The organism is Streptomyces phaeofaciens (genome assembly GCF_014648915.1).
Lineage (GTDB): Bacteria > Actinomycetota > Actinomycetes > Streptomycetales > Streptomycetaceae > Streptomyces > Streptomyces phaeofaciens.
This window is the reverse complement of the sequence record NZ_BMSA01000006.1, coordinates 73,926-93,657: the sequence shown is the minus strand read 5'-3', so window position 1 is coordinate 93,657 and position 19,732 is coordinate 73,926. Positions and strand designations below refer to the sequence as shown.

Genomic DNA, 19,732 nt, shown 5'->3' with positions numbered 1-19,732 from the left:
CCCCGCGCGGACGAGGGAGCGCACTCCCGGACCGGGGGTGTAGCCGGCTACACCCCCGCCGGGGAACGACGAAGGCGGTGACCGGCCTCGCGGTCACCGCCCACAGAGTGTCGCGTCCCCTAGCCCCGGCCCAGGCCCAGCTGTTCGCCGATCTCCTCCGCCATGACCTTGCCCGCCTCGAACTCCAGGGTGTCGTCGCCCACCATGTCCTGGTCGGTGTCGAGGCCGTCGAGTTCTTCCAGGGGCTGGTCGAGGCGGATGTGGGCCAGCACGGAGTGCAGGGCCCGCAGGGTGGCCGAGGCGGTGGTGCCCCAGTTGGAGAAGTAGGAGAACTGCCACCACCACAGGGCCTCCGTGGTGCGGCCCGCGCGGTAGTGGACCATGCCGTGGCGCAGGTCGGCGATGACGTCGGCGAGGTCGTCGGAGATCCGGGCCGGCACGGGCGCCTTGCGCGGCTCGTAGGGGTCGAAGACCTCCGAGTAGACGTCCACCGGGTCAAGGAGACGGGCCAGGTTCTCGCGGAGTTCGTCCACGTCCGGCTCGAAGCCCGGGTCGGGCTCGTACCGCTCGTCGGGAACGATGTCCTCGTGGGCGCCGAGGCGGCCGCCGGCCAGCAGGAGCTGGGAGACCTCCAGGAGGAGGAACGGAACGGCGGAGCCCGGTTCGTCGCCCTTCGCTACCTCCGTCACCGCGACCAGGAAGCTCTCCACCTGGTCCGCGATCTGGACCGCGAAGTCGTCCGGGTTCTGTTCGGTCGCGTGCAGCGTGGCGTCAGACATCTAGGAGTCGTCTCCCCTCGAAGGCGCGGCCGAGGGTGACCTCGTCCGCGTATTCCAGGTCGCCACCCACCGGGAGGCCGCTGGCCAGGCGGGTGACCTTCAGGCCCATGGGCTTGATCATGCGGGCGAGGTACGTCGCCGTGGCCTCGCCCTCCAGGTTCGGGTCCGTGGCCAGGATCAGTTCCGTGACCGTGCCGTCCGCCAGACGCGCGAGGAGTTCCCTGATCCGCAGGTCGTCCGGGCCGACGCCCTCGATCGGGCTGATCGCTCCGCCCAGGACGTGGTAGCGGCCGCGGAACTCACGGGTCCGCTCGATCGCCACGACGTCCTTCGGCTCCTCGACCACGCAGATGACGGAGAGGTCGCGGCGCGGGTCGCGGCAGATGCCGCACAGTTCCTCCTGCGCGACGTTTCCGCAGGTCGCGCAGAAGCGGACTCTCGCCTTGACCTCCATCAGGGCCTGCGCGAGGCGCCGTACGTCGGTCGGTTCCGCCTGGAGGATGTGGAAGGCGATCCGCTGCGCGCTCTTGGGACCGACGCCGGGCAGCCGCCCCAGCTCGTCGATGAGGTCCTGGACCACGCCTTCGTACAACGGACTGCCGTCCTTCCTGGGGTTCCTTGCAGTACGTACGGTAGTTGGCCGGGGCCGGTCTTAGAAAGGCAGGCCCGGAATGCCGCCGCCCAGGCCCTGGGCCAGCGGACCGAGCTTCTGCTGCTGAAGGGTCTGCGCGTTCTCGTTGGCCGCGTGGACGGCCGCGACGATCAGGTCGGCGAGGGTCTCGGTGTCCTCCGGGTCCACCGCCTTGGGGTCGATACGCAGGGCGCGCAGTTCGCCGGAGCCGGTCACCGTGGCCTCCACCAGGCCGCCGCCCGCCTGCCCGCCGACCTCGGTGTTCGCCAGTTCCTCCTGGGCACGGGCCAGGTCCTGCTGCATCTTCTGGGCCTGCTGGAGCAGCTGCTGCATGTTGGGCTGGCCACCACCGGGAATCACGATCAGCTCCTGTTCCGTACCGCCGTCGGGGGCGGGTTTTCCCGCCTGGCACGAGCCTACGTGGTCTGTGCGGGTGTCGCCCCAGCACTCTTTCGAGTGAGTTTGCCGTGAGGCGTATACCTGATCAAGGCCCACTTCCGGGCGGAAAGCAGGCGAAACCTTCTTCTTCGCCACCCATTGGGCGGTAGGAAGGATCCGGCGCATCAGCAGCATCGGTGTCATCGGACGTCACGCGGACATCGACGCGGCGTCACCGTTCGTGTTCGGTCGGGATCAGTAGGGAGTGCCGGGTGGGTCAGCAGCCGGAGATGCAGCCCGAGGGCCCGCCTCAGGACGGGCGGGGCGAGGGCGCGGCCGGGTTGCGGCCGGGCGATCTGACCGGGCGGGCGTTCCCGCTCGGGGACTGGGGCGAGCCGGCGGAGCGGCTGGACGAGCTGTACCGGTGGGTGGAGTGCGGGGCGCTTCGGACGGCGGCCTGGTATCTCGCCGACCGGGTGTGGAAGCGGCGGGGCGCGCGGGCGCTGCGCGGCGGGGCGGCGGCGGGTGCGGTGTGCGGGGCGGGGCTGCCCCTGCTGGATCTGACCGGGGTGATGGGCGGGGTGGCGCCGTGGGGGTATCTGGCGCTGCTGATCGCGGTGGCGTGTCTGGCGGTGGACCGGTTCTTCGGGGTGACGTCCGGGTGGATGCGGGACGTGGCGACGGCGCAGGCGGTGCAGCGCAGACTCCAGGTGCTCCAGTTCGACTGGGCGTCGGAGAGTGTGCGCGAGGTGCTGGGGCCGGCGGACGGCACGGCCAGCGAGGCGGCGGAGCGGTGTCTGGGGGTGCTGCGGAGGTTCTCCGAGGACGTGACCGAGCTGGTGCGGACGGAGACCGCGGACTGGATGGTGGAGTTCCGCACCGGATCGGCACCACTGGGGATCCAGGCGGCCGTGGGGTCCGGAGGGCGCGGCGACGGGGCCGGGGGGACGGGGCGGTTCCCGATGCCCCCCGGGGCGAACGCCCGGCCGAACATGCCGCGCCAGCGCCCGCCGGAGCCGAGGTGACGCGCTCCGGCGGGGCGGCCGTTCACCGGCGGGTGTAGGTCAGCTTCTCCCCGGTGCTCTCGTTCACGCGCTCCAGGCTGCCGTCGGACCGCAGGGTGACCTCGGTGGCGGCGCCCGGGGTGCAGGAGGAGAGGGGTTCGCCGGTGGTGACGGTGGACGGGCCGATCTCCAGCGGGCCCTTGGCCGCCGGCCGTTCGGCCAGCTCCGCGGTGAACTCGCAGTGGTACGAGTCGCCGTCGGCGACCAGGGTGAGGACCGCGTCGCCCACCTCGCCCTGGGTGAAGGTGAGCCGGCGGGTGTTCTTGCCGGTCTCGTTGTCGATGGTGGTGGTCCAGGTGCCGAGGTAGTCCGCCGGGACCACGCCCTTTCCGCCGGGGCTCGGGGACGGTGACTCCGTGTCGCCGGCGGAGGGTTCCGCCGGGCTCGGGGAGGGTGCCGCCGAGCTGCTCCCGCCGGTCGGCTCGGCGGTGGTGGCCTCGCCGTCGCCCTGAAGGTAGGCGTACACCGAGCCGCCGGCCGCGACCGCCACGATCACCGCGATCACGACGAGCAGCGCGGTGGTACGGCGGCTGCGGCGCGGCGGCTCCGGCTCCTCGGGCGGTCCGGGCTCGGGGCGGTACGGCTCCGGGGGGCCGCCGTACGGCCCGGCCGGGTCCTGGGCGTAGGGGTTGTACGGGTGGGGCGCGGCGGGCGCCGTCGGCCAGGGGGCGGAGTGCGCTTGCGGATACTGCTGCGGGTGGCCGTGGCCGAAGGGTGCGGCCGGCTGCGGATGCTGCTGCGGGTGGCCGTACGCCGGATGCGGGACGCCGGCCGGCGGGGCGGCCGGTACCGGCGGCTGCGGGGCGACCGCCGTGCGGCCGCGGCCGTCGAACGGGTCGTCGCCGCGTCGGCCGCCGTGCTCGGGCGGGCCGTCCGGGTCCTCCGCGTCCAGCAGCCGTACGGCGTGCCGCCCGAGCTGGGCGACCAGCGCGCCCGGCAGCCAGGGGTCCCGGGAGTGGCCGTCGGAGACGGTGTCCTGGACGCCCGTCCGCTCCAGGATCCAGGCGAGCGACGGCCGGTCGGCCGGGTCCTTGCGCAGGCAGGCGCGGACCAGGTCGGCGATGCCCTCGGGGACCCGGCCGAGGTCGGGCTCCTGCTCGGCGATGCGCAGGAGCAGGGCGTGCACTCCGCTCTCGGTGCCACCGAAGGGCAGGGTGCCGGTGGCGGCGTAGGCGAGGACGGAGCCCAGGCAGAAGATGTCGCCGGCCGGGGTGATCACCTCGCCGCGCACCTGCTCGGGCGCCATGAAGCCGGGTGAGCCGATCACCTCGCCGGTCATGGTGAGACCGGTCTCGGACACCGAGTCCAGCGCCCGCGCCACCCCGAAGTCGATGACCCGGGGCCCCTCGATGGTGAGCATCACATTGGACGGCTTGAGGTCGCGGTGGACGATCCCGGCGGCGTGGATGTTGGTGAGCGCGTGCGCGAGGCCGGCGGCGAGGATGCGCACCGACCGCTCGGGCAGCGGGCCGTAGTCCGCGCCGACGACCTGCTGGAGGCTCGGCCCGGCGACATAGCCGGTGGCGACCCAGGGCACGGCGGCCTCGGTGTCCGCGTCGAGCACCGGGGCGGTCCAGTACCCGCCGACCCGCTGGGCGCTGCGCACCTCGTGCCGGAACCGTGCCCGGAACTCCTCCCGGGCCGACAGTTCCGGCCGCACCAGCTTCACCGCGACGGTCCGGCCGCGGTCCGAGCGGGCGAGGTAGACCTGCCCCATCCCGCCCGCCCCCAGCCGGCCCAGCAGCCGGTAGGCGCCGATCCGCTGAGGGTCCCCTGGACCCAGCTTCTCCATGGACGCCCCACCTTCTCCCCACACATGTGATCGGGGCGAGGATAATCCGGCTTTTCGGATCGTCGGGCGGCACGGTGTCTACGGTTGCGTAACGGGGGCTCCCTGGGGCACGGGTTCGGCGACCGGTGGCCCCAGTTCGTCCAGCACCCTGGACAGCCGTTCCAGCGCGGCGACCGCCGCCGCCAGGTCGGCCTCGCCGTACGCCGCGGCCAGCCGGTCGGCGTAGGCCGCGTGCCCGGGATCGATCCGGGCGATCGCGGCCCGTCCCTGTCCGGTCGGTGCGAGGAGCTTCGCGCGGCGGTGGGCCGGGTTGGCCCGGTACTCGGCGAGACCCCGCTCGACCAGCAGGTCGGCGATGCGCTGGACGCTCTGCCGGGTGATGCCCATCGCGCGCGCGATCCCCGACACCGGCAGCGGCTCGCGCAGTACGGCGCCCAGCACCTGCCACCGGGCGGCGGTGAGCCCGCTGGGCCGGGCCAGTTCCTCGGCGACGGCGAGGAACTGGCCGTTGAGCCGGAACACCCCGAGGGCGCTGCCGCTCAGCAGTTCCTGGTGGCTCATCACGCGGCCCCGGCCTTCTCCAGCACGGCGTACGCCTGCTCGTCGGAGTCGTGGAACAGCCGGTACCAGGCGTCCAGCACCTCGCCCTCGTACACCCCGAGGAGGCCGAGGACCTCCCGGCCGAAGGCGACGGGCTCGGTGGGGCCGGCGGTGATCAGGCCCCGGTCGGTGACGGCGTCGGCGTCGAGGTACCGCCGGCCGCCGCCGTAGCCGGTCGCGGCCAGGTAGAAGGAGACGGCACCGGTGTGGTCCCGGTCGTCGAGCAGGCCCTCGCGGGCGAGACCGGCGGTGGCGCCGCAGATCGCGGCGACGGGAGTGCCCGCGGCCAGGAACGCGCGGGCCGTGCGGGCGAAGGGCGCGAGGTCGTCCGAGGTGTCCCAGAGGTCGGCGCCCGGGAGGATCAGCAGGGCGCTGTCCTCGGGGCGCAGGTCCGCCAGCGCCAGGTCGGGCAGGACGCGCAGTCCGCCGATGCTGGTCACCGGCTCGGTGGACGCTCCGACCGTCCGGATCTCGTACCCGCCCCGGGCGAGGTGGGCCGTCGCGTACCCGGTCTCCCAGTCGGCGAGCGTGTCGTACACGGCGAGATGCACAGGCTTGCGGCTCATGGTTCCTCCTCGGTCCGCCAACGTCTTATGACAGAATACTGTCACTAAGGCAGCATGCTGTCAACCATGGACTCGCCTCCCCCACGCCCGACAACCTGTCGCGGAAACCCCCGGTCCGCAGACAGGACGCCGATACCGCTTCCGCATCGCGGACATTTACGCTCACTCGCATGACCCCTCAGATCGACCCCCGGGCCGGCGCCGCCGTGAAGGCCGCCGACCGTGCGCATGTCTTCCACTCCTGGTCCGCGCAGGAGCTCATCGACCCGCTCGCCGTGGCCGGCGCGGAGGGGTCGTACTTCTGGGACTACGACGGCAAGCGGTACCTCGACCTCACCAGCGGGCTCGTCTACACCAACATCGGCTACCAGCACCCGAAGGTCGTCGCCGCGATACAGGAGCAGGCCGCGAAGCTGACCACCTTCGCGCCCGCCTTCGCGATCGAGTCCCGCTCCGAGGCGGCCCGGCTGATCGCCGAGCGGACCCCCGGCGACCTGGACAAGATCTTCTTCACCAACGGCGGCGCCGACGCCGTCGAGCACGCGGTCCGCATGGCCCGGCTGCACACCGGGCGCACCAAGGTGATGTCGGCCTACCGCTCGTACCACGGCGGCACCCAGCAGGCGGTCAACCTCACCGGCGACCCGCGCCGCTGGGCCTCCGACAGCGCCTCCGCCGGGGTCGTGCGCTTCTGGGCCCCGTTCCTGTACCGCTCCCGCTTCTACGCCGAGACGGAGGAGCAGGAGTGCGCGCGGGCGCTCGAGCACCTGGAGACGACGATTCGCTTCGAGGGGCCCGCCACCATCGCCGCGATCATCCTGGAGACCGTGCCGGGCACCGCCGGGATCATGGTCCCGCCGCCCGGCTACCTCGCGGGCGTGCGGGAGATCTGCGACAGGTACGGGATCGTGTTCGTCCTGGACGAGGTGATGGCCGGCTTCGGGCGGACCGGTGAGTGGTTCGCCGCCGACCTCTTCGGGGTCGTACCGGACCTGATGACCTTCGCCAAGGGCGTGAACTCCGGATACGTGCCGCTCGGCGGTGTCGCCATCTCCGGCGCCATCGCGGACACCTTCGGCAAGCGGCCCTACCCCGGTGGCCTGACCTACTCCGGGCACCCGCTCGCCTGCGCGGCGGCCGTCGCGACGATCAACGTCATGGCGGAGGAGGGCGTCGTCGAGAACGCCAGGAACCTGGGCGCGTCCGTCGTCGAGCCGGGCCTGAGGGAACTCGCCGAACGGCACCCGAGCGTCGGCGAGGTGCGGGGCGTCGGCATGTTCTGGGCCGTCGAACTCGTCAAGAACCGCGAGACGCGCGAGCCGCTCGTGCCCTACAACGCGGCCGGCGAGGCCAACGCGCCGATGGCCGCGTTCGCCGCGGCCGCCAAGAAGGCCGGTGTGTGGCCCTTCGTGAACATGAACCGCACCCACTTCGTGCCGCCCCTGAACGCCACGGAGGCCGAACTGAAGGAGGGTCTCGCGGCCCTCGACACGGCTCTCTCGGCGGCCGACGCGCACACAGACTGACGACAGGGTCCGGACAGCCCGCGCACGTCGTCCGTACCAAGACCCGAAATCCTCGAACGCGTAAGGTGGCGTGCTCGTACATAACGACGAGCACGCCTTTCCACCTCCACGCCCCGAGGGAGACGCCCCGAACATGTCCGGCAGCAGCGGCAACGGCGCCGTGACGCGCAGCACCCTGCGGCAGCAGATCGCCGACGCGCTCCGCGACGAGGTGCTGGCGGGACGGCTGCAGGCCGGGCAGGAGTTCACGGTGAAGGAGATCGCCGAACAGTACGGCGTCTCCGCGACCCCCGTCCGCGAGGCACTGGTGGACCTGTCGGCGCAGGGGCTCCTCGAAGCCGACCAGCACCGGGGCTTCCGGGTCCACGAGTACTCCGTCGACGACTACCGGGGCATGATCGAGGCCCGCGCCCTGATCATCGAGGGCATGTTCCTGCGCCTGGACGAGGACGCCGAACGCTTCCGCCCCGACGACCCGCGGATAGCCGCCGCCGTCGCCGGGGTCCGCCGGCGCGGCGAAGAGGCCCAACGGGCCGCGGCCGCCGGTGACCTCACCGTCCTGATCGGCTACGACCTGCGGTTCTGGCGCGAGCTGTCCGCCCTGTTCCGCAACCCCTACCTGACCGACTTCCTGCACCGGCTGCGGGTGCAGACCTGGGTGTGCACCGTGCAGCACCTGCGCGTGCTGACCGACCTGCGCGGCCACCTCTGGTCCGGCCACACCGATCTCGTCGACGCCCTGTACCACCGGGACAACGACACCGCCCGCGCGATGCTCGCCGCGTACAACGCCGACTCCGTCGCGCTGATCGAGCGCCTGGCGGCCGGGTGAGCGCGGAGGGCGCGCTCGAACGGCGGACGGGAAGCACGTCCCGCCGGGTCCCGGGCCTCTCCGTCGTCATCCCGGCCTACAACGAGGAACGCCGGCTCGGGCCGACCCTCGACGCGGTCACCCGCCATCTGGAGGCGACCGGGGACACCTGGGAGATCGTGGTCGCCGACGACGGCTCCACCGACGCCACCCGTGAGCTGGTCACCCTCCGCCGCGACCGGCGGATCCAGCTCGTCACCGGCCCCGGCAACCGCGGCAAGGGCCACGCGCTGCGCCGCGGGATCGCCGCCAGCCGGGGCCGCCGGATCCTGGTCATGGACGCCGACCTCGCCGCCCCCGTCGAGGAGCTGGCCCACCTCGACCGGGCGCTGGCCGACGGGAACGCGGCGGCGATCGGCTCCCGGGCCCTGCCGGGCGCGACGCTCGGCGAGCGCCAGCACCGGATCCGCGAACTCCTCGGCACGGCGGGCAACTTCCTCATACGCCGGACCGTCCTGCGCGGGATCCACGACACCCAGTGCGGCTTCAAGCTGTTCGACGGCGACAAGGCCCGCGCCGCCTTCGCCGCCTCCCGGCTCGACGGCTGGGCCGTCGACGTGGAGGTGCTCCGCCACTTCCAGCGGGCCGGCTGGCCGGTCGCCGAGGTCCCCGTGCGCTGGTCGCACCGGCCCGGCTCGAAGGTCCGGCCGCTGGACTACCCGCGGTTCCTGCGCGACCTGGCCCGGCTGCGCATGGCCGCCGTGCGGCCCGTCGACGTGCCGGCCGTCCTGCTCTTCCTCGTCATGGCCGTCGCGCTGTACTCCGGGCGCGTCCTCGACCCGGCCCACCGCTATCTCACCGACTCCCTCCAGGACCAGAACCAGTGGGAGTGGTTCTTCGCGGTGACCGCCGACAACGTCGCCCATCTGCGCAACCCGCTCCGCACCGACCTCCAGGGTTTCCCCGACGGGGTGAACCTGATGGCCAACACCACCATGCCGGGCCTGTCGGTGCCCCTCACCCCCGTCACCCTGCTGTTCGGCCCGGCCGTCACCCTCAGCCTGGTCATGACCCTGGGCCTGGCCGCCACCGCGGCCGCCTGGTACCGGCTGATCCTGAAACGGCTCGTCCGCCGGCGCACGGCCGCCTTCGTCGGCGCCACGCTGGCCGCCTTCGCGCCCCCGATGGTCAGCCACGCCAACGCGCACCCCAACTTCGTCGTCCTGTTCATGATCCCGCTCATCGTCGAGCGCGCCCTGCGCCTGGCCGAGCCCGATGACGGGCCGCGCTCGCGGCACACCCGGAACGCGGTCGTCCTCGGCCTGATGACGGCCTACCAGCTCTTCCTCGGCGAGGAGGCCCTGCTGCTCGCCGCCGTGGGCATGCTCCTGTTCGCCGCCGCCTACGCGGCCGTACGCCCGGACGTGGCGCGCGCGGCCGTACGGCCCCTGCCGCGCGGGCTGGCGATCGCCGCCGCCGTCTGTCTGCCGCTCGTCGTCTACCCGCTGGCCTGGCAGTTCTCCGGACCGCAGAGCTACACCGGCATCGACCACGGCGCCGGCACCGCCAACACCGTGCGCGCGCTGCTCTCCTTCGCCGAGCGCTCCCTGATCGCGGGCGACGCGGCCCGCGCCGACGCGCTCTCCCTCAACCCGACCGAGCAGAACGCGTTCTACGGCTGGCCGCTGCTCCTGCTCGCCCTCGCGATCACCGCACGGCTGTGGCGGCGGCCGGCCGTCGTCGCGCTGGCCGTGACCGCGTTCGCCGCCGCCGTCCTCTCCCTCGGCGCGGACCTCCACCTCCCGCTCACCGGTGTCACCGTCCCCGGCCCCTGGGCGCTCCTCGCGGACCTGCCACTGTTCGAGTCGGTCATCGAGAGCCGGGTCGCGCTGGTCTGCGCCCCGGCGCTCGGCATGCTGCTCGCCCTCGCGATCGACGAGCTGGCCCGGGCCCGCCGGCTGGGCACCCAGTACGCGGGGCTGCTCGCCGTCGGCCTCGCCCTGCTCCCCCTCGTCCCGGCCCCGCTCAGGTCCGAGCCGCGCGCCGAGGTCCCCGCCTTCTTCACCGACGGCGCCTGGCGCGCTCACGTCCGCGACGGCGAGACCCTGGTGCCGGTGCCGCTCGCCGAACCCGGCGCCGCCGAGGCCCTGCACTGGCAGACCGCGGCGGGCCTGGGCTTCCGGATGCCCGGCGGCTACTTCAACGGACCCTACGGCGACGGCGACCGCACCGGCGTCTACGGCGTCCCGCTGCGCTTCACCGCGAGCCTCCTGCGGGACGTCCGGGAGACCGGTGTCGTCCCGGTGATCGACGCCCGCAGCCGGGCCGAGGCCCGTACGGACCTCGCGTACTGGCGGGCGGGCGCGCTCGTGCTCGCCCCCCAGCCGCACCAGGACGCCCTGCGGGAGACGGTGGACAAGCTCGTGGGCCACCGCGGGGGGCGGGTGGCCGGAGTGTGGGTATGGGACCTGCACGAGGGGAGCTGACGTGAGCCGTACCGATTACTCTTCCCTGACCGTCCGATGCACCGTCGGCTACACCGAGTGACACCGACTCGCTGAGTGAGGAGCTTTCTTTGGCCTGTGACCTGTGGCTGGTACCGCTCGTCGACGTGTTGTGCCACACCCCCGACAACCCGTTCGCCGATGAACTCGCCCAGTACAACAACCTCCTGGCCGCGTCGGGGCTCCCGCCGGTTCCGGTGTACCAGTACATGCCGGGCCTGTCCGGCGAGGTCGCCCCGGTGGCCGGCTTCGACTACGACGCCCTGCACTTCCTGCGCCGCGCCTATCTGCTCCAGGTCTGCGGGCTGCCGGTGACCCCGGTGGACGAACTCGGCGGCGACTACGAACAGCTGCTGGAGATGTTCGAGTCGACGGCCCAGCAGTCGCACCTGGTCTGGCACTACGACCACGCGGGCGCCTACGTGCCCGTGGACTTCCCGCATCCGCTGTCCAACGACGAACTGCTCGCGGGCGGCGGACCGTTGGGCTCCGCGCAGTCGCTGCTGCGGGAACTGGAGTTCGTCGCGCCGTCGATCGGCATCGACCCGGCGAACCCGCCGGCGCCGCCCCGGCCGCCGTCCGCGCCCACGGAGTTGGAGGAACCCGCCGTACCGGCGCCGTACGATCCGAGCCCCTTCTCGCGCGAGCGGCACGTCTGGCTGGGGCTGCACGCGGCGGCGACGCGGAGCCTGGCGCAGGGGTCGATGATCGTGTTCAGCTGAGGATCAGCGTCCCAGCTGGGAGAGGCCCTTCTGGAGGTCCTCCCGGTCCATCACCGGAATGTAGGTGAGATCGGCGTTCAGGTGGAGGAAGAACGGTTCGCTGACCACCGGCATCTGGGACGGGTCCTCGAGGTCGAAGACGATGTAGGCGGTACGCCGGCCGTTGTCGGCGGTGAAGTAGGCGGCCTCGGGCTTCATCTGCTCCAGCGACTCCTGGATCAGCTTTCCCAGGGTGCCGTTGCGGATCGCCTCGTTCGACTTCTCCGTGTCCATGGTGGCCTTGAGCAGTACGCGCATCGCACTCACCTTCTTCTGGCTCGACGCACGCGGCATACGGCATTCTCAGAATATGCCGGTCCGCGGCATATCTCCCTCCGGCCGGTCCCAGCCGTAGATCAGTACGGCACCGGCCCACACGACCAGCGCGGCGACGCCCGGTACCAGCCACCAGGGCAGTCCGGTCCACACGCCGAGAAGCCCCACGAGGAAGGACGCGCTCACCGTCAGGATGAGCAGCCGCTTCCCGTACGGCTGCCAGACGAACCGCTCGCGGCGCCGGGGCCGCAGCAGCAGCGCGGAGCCGAACACCAGCCCCAGGACGGCCAGGAGGCCGGCGCCCGTGCCGAGGGCGACCGGCATCTGGGGTTCGTCGCGCGGCTCGTCGGCCGTGCTCTGCCGGGCGCCGCCCCGGGCGATCGTCATGACCTCGCCGCGCCAGACCGTGCCGGTGACCCGGTCGCCGGGCCGCAGTTCCGTCAGCAGGGGATCGCGGTCGCCGAAGGCCACCGTGCCGTCCCAGAAGGGCGTGCCGGACAGGGTCGCCCGGTATCCCTTCTTCTTCGCCCGGGGTATGTCGGTGCCCTCGACGGTGAACGTGACCGTCCGCAGACAGTCCTCGTACCGCTGGACGGGCGCACGGCCGGGGCACGGCGCGGCCTCGCCGTACTCGCGGTGGCGCCCGAGGCCGGACGGCAGCCAGGCGGAGAAGGCCGACCAGCAGGCCAGCGCCGCCAGCACGGACGCCACGATCAGCAGCGCCCCCTTGAACCGCGTCACCATCATCGCCCCGCCACCCCCGTCGACCACGGCGTCCACTCTCGTCAGGGGTGGACGATCAAGGGGTCGCAAGCGGTTGCACCGCCGGTCACCCGCCGGAGAACGAACGCGGCGGCAGCAGGCGCTCCCGCCTGGCCGCCGCCGCGCTCCTTCGTGCCTACAGGAACGAGTTGATCTCGATCGTCTCGTCCCGGCCCGGGCCCACGCCGATCGCGGAGATCGGGGCGCCGGACATCTCCTCCAGCGCCTTCACGTAGTTCTGGGCGTTCTTCGGCAGGTCGGAGAACGACTTCGCCTTGGTGATGTCCTCGGACCAGCCCGGAAGGGTCTCGTAGATCGGCTTCGCGTGGTGGAAGTCCGACTGCGAGTACGGGAGTTCCTCGACCCGCTTGCCGTCGATCTCGTACGCCACGCAGACCGGGATCTCCTCCCAGCCCGTCAGGACGTCGAGCTTGGTGAGGAAGAAGTCGGTCAGGCCGTTCACGCGGGTCGCGTAGCGGGCGATGACCGCGTCGAACCAGCCGCAGCGACGGTCACGGCCGGTCGTCACGCCCCGCTCGCCGCCGATGCGGCGCAGCGCCTCGCCGTCCGCGTCGAACAGCTCGGTCGGGAACGGGCCGGCGCCGACCCGGGTCGTGTACGCCTTGAGGATGCCGATGACCCGGCTGATCTTCGTCGGGCCCACGCCGGCACCGGTGCAGGCGCCGCCCGCGGTCGGGTTGGAGGAGGTGACGAAGGGGTAGGTGCCGTGGTCGATGTCGAGGAGCGTGCCCTGGCCGCCCTCGAACAGCACGACCTTGTTCTCCTCCAGGGCCCGGTTGAGGACCAGGACCGTGTCGGTGACGTACGGAGCGAGCTTCTCCGCGTAGGCCAGCAGTTCCTCGACGACCTGGTCGACGGCGATCGCGCGACGGTTGTAGAGCTTGGTCAGCAGCTGGTTCTTGACGTCGAGCGCCGCCTCGACCTTCTGCGTGAGGATCGACTCGTCGTAGAGGTCCTGGACGCGGATGCCGACCCGGTTGATCTTGTCCGAGTATGTCGGACCGATACCACGCCCGGTGGTGCCGATCTTGCGCTTTCCGAGGAAGCGTTCCGTCACCTTGTCGACAGTGACGTTGTAGGGCGTGATGATGTGCGCGTTGCCGCTGATGAGCAGCTTCGACGTGTCGACTCCGCGCTCGTTCAGACCGCTCAGCTCGGAGAGCAGGACCGACGGGTCGACGACGACACCGTTACCGATGACCGGCGTACAGCCGGGTGACAGGATTCCGGAAGGGAGAAGGTGGAGTGCGTACTTCTGGTCACCGACGACGACCGTGTGGCCGGCGTTGTTACCGCCCTGGTAACGCACTACGTAGTCCACCGAACCACCGAGCAGATCGGTGGCCTTCCCCTTGCCTTCGTCACCCCACTGAGCACCGAGCAGCACAAGTGCGGGCACGCGCGTACACCCCTTCCGGGTGGGGCATGTCCAAGGTCAGGGGCGTACGTGGAGGCGTTTTCCACCACCGCGTGCACCGCGACCGTCGTTGGCCGCTGTACCGCGACCGTCGTTGGCCGCACCGCGACCGTCGCCGGCCGTACACCGTCGGACCCGGATGCCCCGGAATAGACGAAGCCCCTGGCGCAATAGCGCAAGGGGCTCTTGCACAAAGATGCTACCCGAGGAAGCGAGGCAGGACCGAGGTGGCGACTTTCGCGACGCCGGACCAGCTGCTGGTGATCATCGATCCGGTGGCCCGGAGGGCCGACGGGGAGTCCGTACGGATCGCGAAAGACGTGCTCGGCGCGGGTGCGGCGAGTACGAAGGTCTGCCTGCCGGAGAGTCCCGAGGAGTTCGCCCGGATGCTCCAGCGGCGGGGTTCGCGGCGGCCGGTGGTGGTCGGCGACGACCGGGCGCTGATGCGCACGGTGGCCCTGTTGCACCGGCAGCGGGAACTGGCCGGATGTGTGCTGTCGGTGGTGCCGGTGGGCACGATGCTGGGCGTCGCGCACTCCCTGGGGGTGCCCACGGGTGCCGTGGCGGCGGCCCGGGCCGCGCTGGACGGCGCCGAGCGGCGGCTGGACGTGCTGGTGGACGACAGCGACGGGGTGGTGCTGGGCACGCTGCGCATCCCGCCGCTGCCGACCGGGGTGGAGGCGTCCGCCGAGGAGCCGCACGGGCGGCCCTGGCTCCAGTCCCTGGTCCGCACCCTGGTGCCCGCCAGGCCCCCGCGGTCCGGCCGGCCGTCCCGGGTGGCGGCCGCCCCGCCGTCGCCCGGACCGGCCCGGCTGCGGGTCGAGGTGGACGGGGTGACGCTGGTCGACCTCGACCAGCCGGTGGAGGCCGTGTCCGTGACCCCGGGCGCCTCCGGTACGGCGGAGGTGGTGGTCCGGCCGCTGTCGGTGGGCGCGGAGGCGGCGCCCCTGACGGCCCGGGGGCGGACGGTGACCGTCTCCGGGGCGGACTTCCGGTACCGGGCGGACGCGGCCGTGGCGGGTCCGGTGCGGAGGCGGACGTGGACGGTGCGGGAGGGCGCGCTGGGGTTGATGCTGCCGGGGCGGTGACCGGATCCCGGCGCCGTGCGGGGGAACTTCTAAAGGTCTGGTTGACAAATATTTAACTCGTCGAAACCCTTGAGCGACTCATTGGCCCTGGAGCATCCTGCTGCATCAAGGCGTGGCTGAGGCCCCGCGAGCGCTCAGGGAAGGGCCACCCGATGGCAGTGGACGAGGGCGTCGCCCCGGCGGCGGACACGACGGACCAAGGGGCCGTGCACCGGCTGAAGCCCAACGCAGTGGGCCTGCTGGGCGTGGTCTTCATGGCCGTCGCGACGGCCGCGCCGATCACCGCGATGACGGGCAACGTGCCCTTCATGGTGTCAGCCGGCAATGGCATCGGCGCCCCGGCGAGCTACCTCGTCGCAATGGTCGTCCTGGCAATCTTTTCCGTCGGCTTCACTGCGATGGCGAAACACATCACCTCGACGGGCGCCTTCTACGGCTTCATCTCCTACGGCCTCGGCCGCTCGGTCGGCCTCGCCTCGGGGCTGCTCGCGACCTTCGCGTACATGGTCTTCGAGCCGGCGCTAATCGGCATCTTCTCCACCTTCGCCACCGACACCCTCGGGGACCAGACGGGGCTGGACATCCCGTGGTGGGCGTTCGCGGTCCTGATGCTCGCGGTCAACGCGATGGGCACCTGGTTCGGCGTCTCGGTCGCCGAGAAGCTGCTCGTGGTCCTGCTCGCCACCGAGGTGACGATCCTGGCCGCGATGGCGGTCTCGGTGGCCCTGCACGGCGGCGGCCCGGACGGCTTCGGCCTCGACCCGGTGAACCCGGTCAACGCCTTCCAGGGCACGTCCGCGGGCCTCGGCCTGTTCTTCGCCTTCTGGTCGTGGGTCGGCTTCGAGTCGACGGCGATGTACGGCGAGGAGTCCCGCAACCCGAAGAGGATCATCCCCAAGGCGACGATGATCTCGGTGCTCGGCGTCGGTGTCTTCTACGTCCTCGTCTCCTGGATGGCCATCTCGGGCACCGGCGAGGCGGAGGCCGTGAAGGTCGCCACCGCCGACCCGCTGGCCCTCTTCTTCGGCCCGACCGAGGAGTACGTCGGCCACTGGGCGGTCGTCGTCATGCAGTGGCTGATGATCACCGGCTCGCTGGCCTGCGGCATGGCCTTCCACAACTGTGCCGCCCGCTACCTGTACGCCCTGGGCCGGGAGGGCGTCCTGCCCTCGCTCCGGCGGACCGTCGGCCGCACCCACGCCCGGCACGGCTCCCCGCACATCGCGGGCCTGGCGCAGACGGCGGTCACCGCGGTGCTGCTCGGCGCGTTCTGGGCGGCGGGCAAGGACCCGTACACGGGGACGTACGTCCTGCTGGCGATCCTCGGCACGATGGCGATCCTGGTCGTGCAGGCCGTCTGCTCGTTCGCGGTGCTGGTGTACTTCCGCTCGCACCACCCCGAGAGCCGGCACTGGTTCAGGACCTTCACCGCCCCGCTGATCGGCGGGGTCGCGATGCTCGCCGTGGTGGCGCTGCTGGTGTCCAACATGGGCGTCGCGGCCGGCCCGGAGTCCGGTTCGCTGGTACTGAGGGCCACCCCGTGGATCGTCGTCCTGATCGCGGCGGGCGGCGTCGGCTACGCCCAGTACCTGAAGCGGCGGGACCCGGCGCGGTACCGGCTGCTGGGGCGGACCGTGCTGGAGGAGACCAAGGAGCGCTGATCCGCCGCTGACCCGCCGGGGGTTCAGCTACCGGGGTTCAGCTCCCGGGGTTCAGCTCCCGAAGGTCTTCTCGCGGTGGACCCGCCAGCGTTCCATCATGGCCGAGACCTCGCCCTCGACGAACTCGAAGAAGGCGAGCGTCTCGGCCATACGGCGTCCCGCGGGCGTCTCGGCACCGAGGCTGACGAGGCCCTCGCGCAGGGCGCCCTCCCAGCGCTTGATGACGGCCTCACGGTTGGTCAGGGCCTCGTACCACTGGTCGCCGTGCACCCGGTAGCGCTCCCGGCGCGAGCCGGGTTCCCGTTCCCGCGACACCATGTGGGTCTGCGCCAGGTAGCGCACCGCCCCGGAGACCGCCGCGGGGCTGATCCGCAGCTGTTCGCCCAGTTCGGCGGCGCTCATCGCGCCCTCGTCGGAGGAGAGCAGGGCGGCGAAGACGCGGGCCGGCATGCGCTGCATCCCGGCTTCGACGAGCTGTGCCGCGAAGGCCTCGACGAATCTCGACACGGCCTCCGCGTCCCGCACGTTCTCGCTCATGGCCGCATTCTACCGGCGGTTCACTCTCTTCCTTAACTTCACAAATTTCTGAAAGAAGCGTACGTTCGGATCCATGACGAAGGCCATCACCGTCTCGGGACTGCACAAGTCCTTCGGCCGTACGCACGCGCTCGACGGCCTCGACCTGGAGGTCGAGTCCGGCGAGGTGCACGGCTTCCTCGGCCCCAACGGCGCCGGCAAATCCACCACCATCCGCGTCCTGCTCGGCCTGCTGCGCCCCGACTCCGGCGCCGCCCGGATCCTCGGCCGCGACCCCTGGGCCGACGCCGTCGAGGTGCACCGCCGGATCGCCTACGTCCCCGGGGACGTGACCCTGTGGCGGAACCTGTCCGGCGGCGAGGTCATCGACCTGTACGGCCGGCTGCGCGGGGGCCTGGACCCGACACGCCGCGCCGAACTGCTCGACCGCTTCGAACTGGACCCGACGAAGAAGGGGCGGACCTACTCCAAGGGCAACCGCCAGAAGGTCGCCCTGGTCGCCGCCTTCGCCTCGGACGTCGACCTGTTCATCCTGGACGAACCGACCTCCGGCCTGGACCCGCTGATGGAGGAGGTCTTCCGGCGCTGCGTGGAGGAGGAACGGGCCAGGGGCCGGACGATCCTGCTGTCGTCCCACATCCTCAGCGAGGTCGAGGAACTGTGCGACCGGGTCAGCATCATCCGCAACGGCCGCACGGTCGAGACGGGCTCCCTGGCCGACCTGCGCCACCTCACCCGGACCAGCGTCACGGCCGAACTCGCCGGCGCCCCCGACGGACTGGCCCGTCTCCCCGGTGTGCACGACCTCGACATCCAGGGAAACAGAGTCCGGCTCCAGGTCGACACGGACAAACTCGACGCCGTCCTGCGGTCGTTGACCACCTCGGGCGTCCGGTCGCTGACCTCGACCCCGCCGACCCTGGAGGAACTGTTCCTGCGCCACTACCAGGGCGACGAGGTGACGGCACGATGACCGCCCTCGCCGGCACCGGCACACTGCTGCGGTTCGCGCTCCGCCGCGACCGGGTCATGATCCCCGTCTGGGTGGCCGTCAACGCCCTGATGGTCCTCACCATGCCGAACACCCTGGAAGGCCTGTACGGCACCCCCGCCGACCGCGCCGACCTGCTCCGCCAGCTGGACACCAACGCCTCCCTGCGCGCGCTGACCGGCCCGGTCTTCGGCGACTCCCTCGGTGCGCTCACCGCCTGGCGGGTCGGCGTGTACGCGGGCGCGCTGGCGGCCGTCACCAGCCTGCTGATCGTCGTACGGCACACCCGGGACGAGGAGGAGAGCGGCCGTCAGGAGCTGATCGCGTCCGGGGTGGTCGGCCGCCGTGCCTCGCTGACGGCGGCGCTGCTGGCGGCGGGCGTCGCGAACGCCGTCCTGGCGCTGCTGGTGACGGCCGGCCTGGCGGGCCACGGCGCGACGGGGGCCGTGGCCCTCGGTGCGGGGCTCGGCGGGGTGGGGATGCTGTTCGCCACGACGGCGGCGATCGTCGCCCAGCTGACGGAGAGCGCGCGGCTGGCCCGGGGGCTCACGGCGGCGGTGCTGGGCGCGGCGTTCGTGCTGCGCGCGGCGGGCGACTCGGCACACGGCGACGGCTCCTCACCGCTGACCTGGCTGTCACCGCTGGGCTGGCTGGAGAACCTGCGGCCGTTCGCGGACGAACGCTGGTGGGTCCTGGGGCTGTTCGCCGGGGCGTTCGCGCTCCAGGCCGTGATCGCGTACGGGCTGGCCGGGCGCCGGGACGTCGGCCTGAGCTTCCTGCCGACCCGGCCGGGACCGGCGTCCGGGCGGCTCGGCTCGACGGGCGCGCTGGCCTGGCGGCTCCAGCGGGGCGCCGTGACCGGCTGGAGCATCGGCTTCCTGCTCGCCGGCGTGGTCTACGGCGGGCTGACGGACGGCGCCGCCGACCTGGTCCGGGACAACGACAAGGCCCGCGAGATCTTCGAGCGGATGGGCGGCCAGTCGGGGCTCACGGACGCGTTCCTGGCCTCGATGATCGGCATGCTGGGTCTGATCGCCTCCCTCTACATCGTCGGATCGGTGCTGCGGCTGCACGGCGAGGAGACCTCAGGGCGGGCGGAACCGGTCCTGGCGAACGCGGTCGGCCGGCTGCGCTGGGCCGCCGGCCATCTGGTGATCGCCTTCGGCGGCGCGGCCCTGATCATGCTCCTCGCGGGCCTCGGCTTCGTGGCCGGCCACGGCAAGGAGGCGGGCCCGATCCTGGGCGCCTGTCTGGTGCAGCTCCCGGCGGTGTGGGTGATCGGCGGTGTCGCGGTCCTGCTCCACGGGGCGGCCCCGCGCCTCGCGCCCGCCGCCTGGGGTGTGGCGGGCGCGGTCCTGCTGATCGGCTGGATCGGACCCGCCCTGGACGCCCCGCAGGCGGTCCTGGACCTGTCGCCCTTCGGCCACCTGCCGAAGCTGCCGGGCCAAGCGATGGCGTGGGGGCCCGTGCTGGTCCTGTCGGCGCTCGCGGCGGCGCTGGTGGCCGCGGGCCTGGCGGCGCTGCGCCGACGGGACACGACCACCTGACCGACCCGGCCGCCCGGATC

The 19,732-nt window shown here is 72.2% G+C and carries 19 protein-coding genes; 9 read left to right on the top strand and 10 right to left on the bottom strand.

Annotated elements, in window-relative coordinates; translation table 11 throughout:
• Positions 1 to 119: 119 nt before the first annotated feature.
• From IE275_RS13525 to IE275_RS13515, 3 genes are read right to left on the bottom strand one after another with little or no spacing between them, the layout of a single operon-like run.
• On the bottom strand, positions 120 to 779 hold the full coding sequence (locus IE275_RS13525) for a DUF5063 domain-containing protein (protein ID WP_189711295.1): 660 nt from the start codon (positions 777 to 779) through the stop codon (positions 120 to 122).
• Positions 772 to 1,371, bottom strand: coding sequence for a recombination mediator RecR (gene recR, locus IE275_RS13520; RefSeq protein WP_189711293.1), 600 nt, complete (start codon positions 1,369 to 1,371; stop codon positions 772 to 774). The genes IE275_RS13525 and recR overlap by 8 nt, the downstream gene beginning before the upstream one ends.
• 60 nt (positions 1,372 to 1,431) lie before the next feature.
• Positions 1,432 to 1,770 (bottom strand): YbaB/EbfC family nucleoid-associated protein, encoded by a 339-nt coding sequence (locus IE275_RS13515; protein ID WP_189711291.1) that lies wholly within the window; start codon positions 1,768 to 1,770, stop codon positions 1,432 to 1,434.
• A 308-nt stretch (positions 1,771 to 2,078) separates the two neighbouring features.
• Here IE275_RS13515 and IE275_RS13510 point away from each other — a divergent pair, with 308 nt between their 5' ends.
• Entirely contained in the window at positions 2,079 to 2,813 is a 735-nt protein-coding gene (locus IE275_RS13510; RefSeq protein ID WP_373299218.1) for an SLATT domain-containing protein, read from the top strand.
• 22 nt (positions 2,814 to 2,835) lie between these two features.
• Here IE275_RS13510 and IE275_RS13505 read toward each other — a convergent pair whose 3' ends face one another.
• The 3 genes from IE275_RS13505 to IE275_RS13495 all read right to left on the bottom strand — a co-directional run bounded on the left by IE275_RS13505 (position 2,836) and on the right by IE275_RS13495 (position 5,810).
• Positions 2,836 to 4,644, bottom strand: a complete 1,809-nt coding sequence (locus IE275_RS13505; protein ID WP_189711287.1) for a serine/threonine-protein kinase — start codon at positions 4,642 to 4,644, stop codon at positions 2,836 to 2,838.
• Positions 4,645 to 4,722: 78 nt separating this feature from the next.
• Positions 4,723 to 5,205 (bottom strand): MarR family winged helix-turn-helix transcriptional regulator, encoded by a 483-nt coding sequence (locus IE275_RS13500; RefSeq protein WP_189711285.1) that lies wholly within the window; start codon positions 5,203 to 5,205, stop codon positions 4,723 to 4,725.
• Positions 5,205 to 5,810, bottom strand: a complete 606-nt coding sequence (locus IE275_RS13495; protein ID WP_189711283.1) for a type 1 glutamine amidotransferase family protein — start codon at positions 5,808 to 5,810, stop codon at positions 5,205 to 5,207. The genes IE275_RS13500 and IE275_RS13495 overlap by 1 nt, the downstream gene beginning before the upstream one ends.
• A gap of 170 nt (positions 5,811 to 5,980) precedes the next feature.
• Here IE275_RS13495 and IE275_RS13490 point away from each other — a divergent pair, with 170 nt between their 5' ends.
• From IE275_RS13490 to IE275_RS13475, 4 genes are all read left to right on the top strand, one after another.
• The gene (locus tag IE275_RS13490) at positions 5,981 to 7,336 is read left to right on the top strand and encodes an aspartate aminotransferase family protein (RefSeq protein WP_189711281.1); all 1,356 of its coding nucleotides are present in this window, start codon (positions 5,981 to 5,983) and stop codon (positions 7,334 to 7,336) included.
• A gap of 133 nt (positions 7,337 to 7,469) precedes the next feature.
• Positions 7,470 to 8,168, top strand: coding sequence for a GntR family transcriptional regulator (locus IE275_RS13485; RefSeq protein ID WP_189711279.1), 699 nt, complete (start codon positions 7,470 to 7,472; stop codon positions 8,166 to 8,168).
• On the top strand, positions 8,165 to 10,633 hold the full coding sequence (locus IE275_RS13480) for a dolichyl-phosphate beta-glucosyltransferase (protein WP_189711277.1): 2,469 nt from the start codon (positions 8,165 to 8,167) through the stop codon (positions 10,631 to 10,633). The genes IE275_RS13485 and IE275_RS13480 overlap by 4 nt, the downstream gene beginning before the upstream one ends.
• 89 nt (positions 10,634 to 10,722) lie before the next feature.
• Entirely contained in the window at positions 10,723 to 11,373 is a 651-nt protein-coding gene (locus IE275_RS13475) for a putative DNA-mimic protein (protein WP_189711275.1), read from the top strand.
• Between the two features lie 3 nt (positions 11,374 to 11,376).
• Here the strand turns inward: IE275_RS13475 and IE275_RS13470 are convergent, their stop codons facing one another.
• The 3 genes from IE275_RS13470 to IE275_RS13460 form a co-directional block, all read right to left on the bottom strand.
• A complete protein-coding gene (locus IE275_RS13470) occupies positions 11,377 to 11,670 on the bottom strand; it encodes a hypothetical protein (protein WP_189711272.1) in 294 nt (97 codons plus the stop codon).
• Between the two features lie 45 nt (positions 11,671 to 11,715).
• The gene (locus IE275_RS13465; protein ID WP_189711270.1) at positions 11,716 to 12,459 is read right to left on the bottom strand and encodes a hypothetical protein; all 744 of its coding nucleotides are present in this window, start codon (positions 12,457 to 12,459) and stop codon (positions 11,716 to 11,718) included.
• Between the two features lie 127 nt (positions 12,460 to 12,586).
• Entirely contained in the window at positions 12,587 to 13,870 is a 1,284-nt protein-coding gene (locus tag IE275_RS13460) for an adenylosuccinate synthase (protein WP_189711268.1), read from the bottom strand.
• Positions 13,871 to 14,115: 245 nt separating this feature from the next.
• Here IE275_RS13460 and IE275_RS13455 point away from each other — a divergent pair, with 245 nt between their 5' ends.
• Together IE275_RS13455 and IE275_RS13450 are read left to right on the top strand one after the other, a co-directional pair.
• Positions 14,116 to 14,976 (top strand): diacylglycerol kinase family protein, encoded by an 861-nt coding sequence (locus IE275_RS13455; RefSeq protein ID WP_189711266.1) that lies wholly within the window; start codon positions 14,116 to 14,118, stop codon positions 14,974 to 14,976.
• 152 nt (positions 14,977 to 15,128) lie between these two features.
• A complete protein-coding gene (locus IE275_RS13450; protein ID WP_189711264.1) occupies positions 15,129 to 16,637 on the top strand; it encodes an APC family permease in 1,509 nt (502 codons plus the stop codon).
• 51 nt (positions 16,638 to 16,688) lie between these two features.
• Here IE275_RS13450 and IE275_RS13445 read toward each other — a convergent pair whose 3' ends face one another.
• Positions 16,689 to 17,174, bottom strand: coding sequence for a GbsR/MarR family transcriptional regulator (locus IE275_RS13445; RefSeq protein ID WP_189711262.1), 486 nt, complete (start codon positions 17,172 to 17,174; stop codon positions 16,689 to 16,691).
• A 73-nt stretch (positions 17,175 to 17,247) separates the two neighbouring features.
• Here IE275_RS13445 and IE275_RS13440 point away from each other — a divergent pair, with 73 nt between their 5' ends.
• Both IE275_RS13440 and IE275_RS13435 read left to right on the top strand, forming a co-directional pair.
• A complete protein-coding gene (locus tag IE275_RS13440; RefSeq protein ID WP_189711260.1) occupies positions 17,248 to 18,147 on the top strand; it encodes an ABC transporter ATP-binding protein in 900 nt (299 codons plus the stop codon).
• Entirely contained in the window at positions 18,144 to 19,712 is a 1,569-nt protein-coding gene (locus tag IE275_RS13435; protein ID WP_189711258.1) for an ABC transporter permease, read from the top strand. The genes IE275_RS13440 and IE275_RS13435 overlap by 4 nt, the downstream gene beginning before the upstream one ends.
• The last annotated feature ends 20 nt before the right edge of the window (positions 19,713 to 19,732 follow it).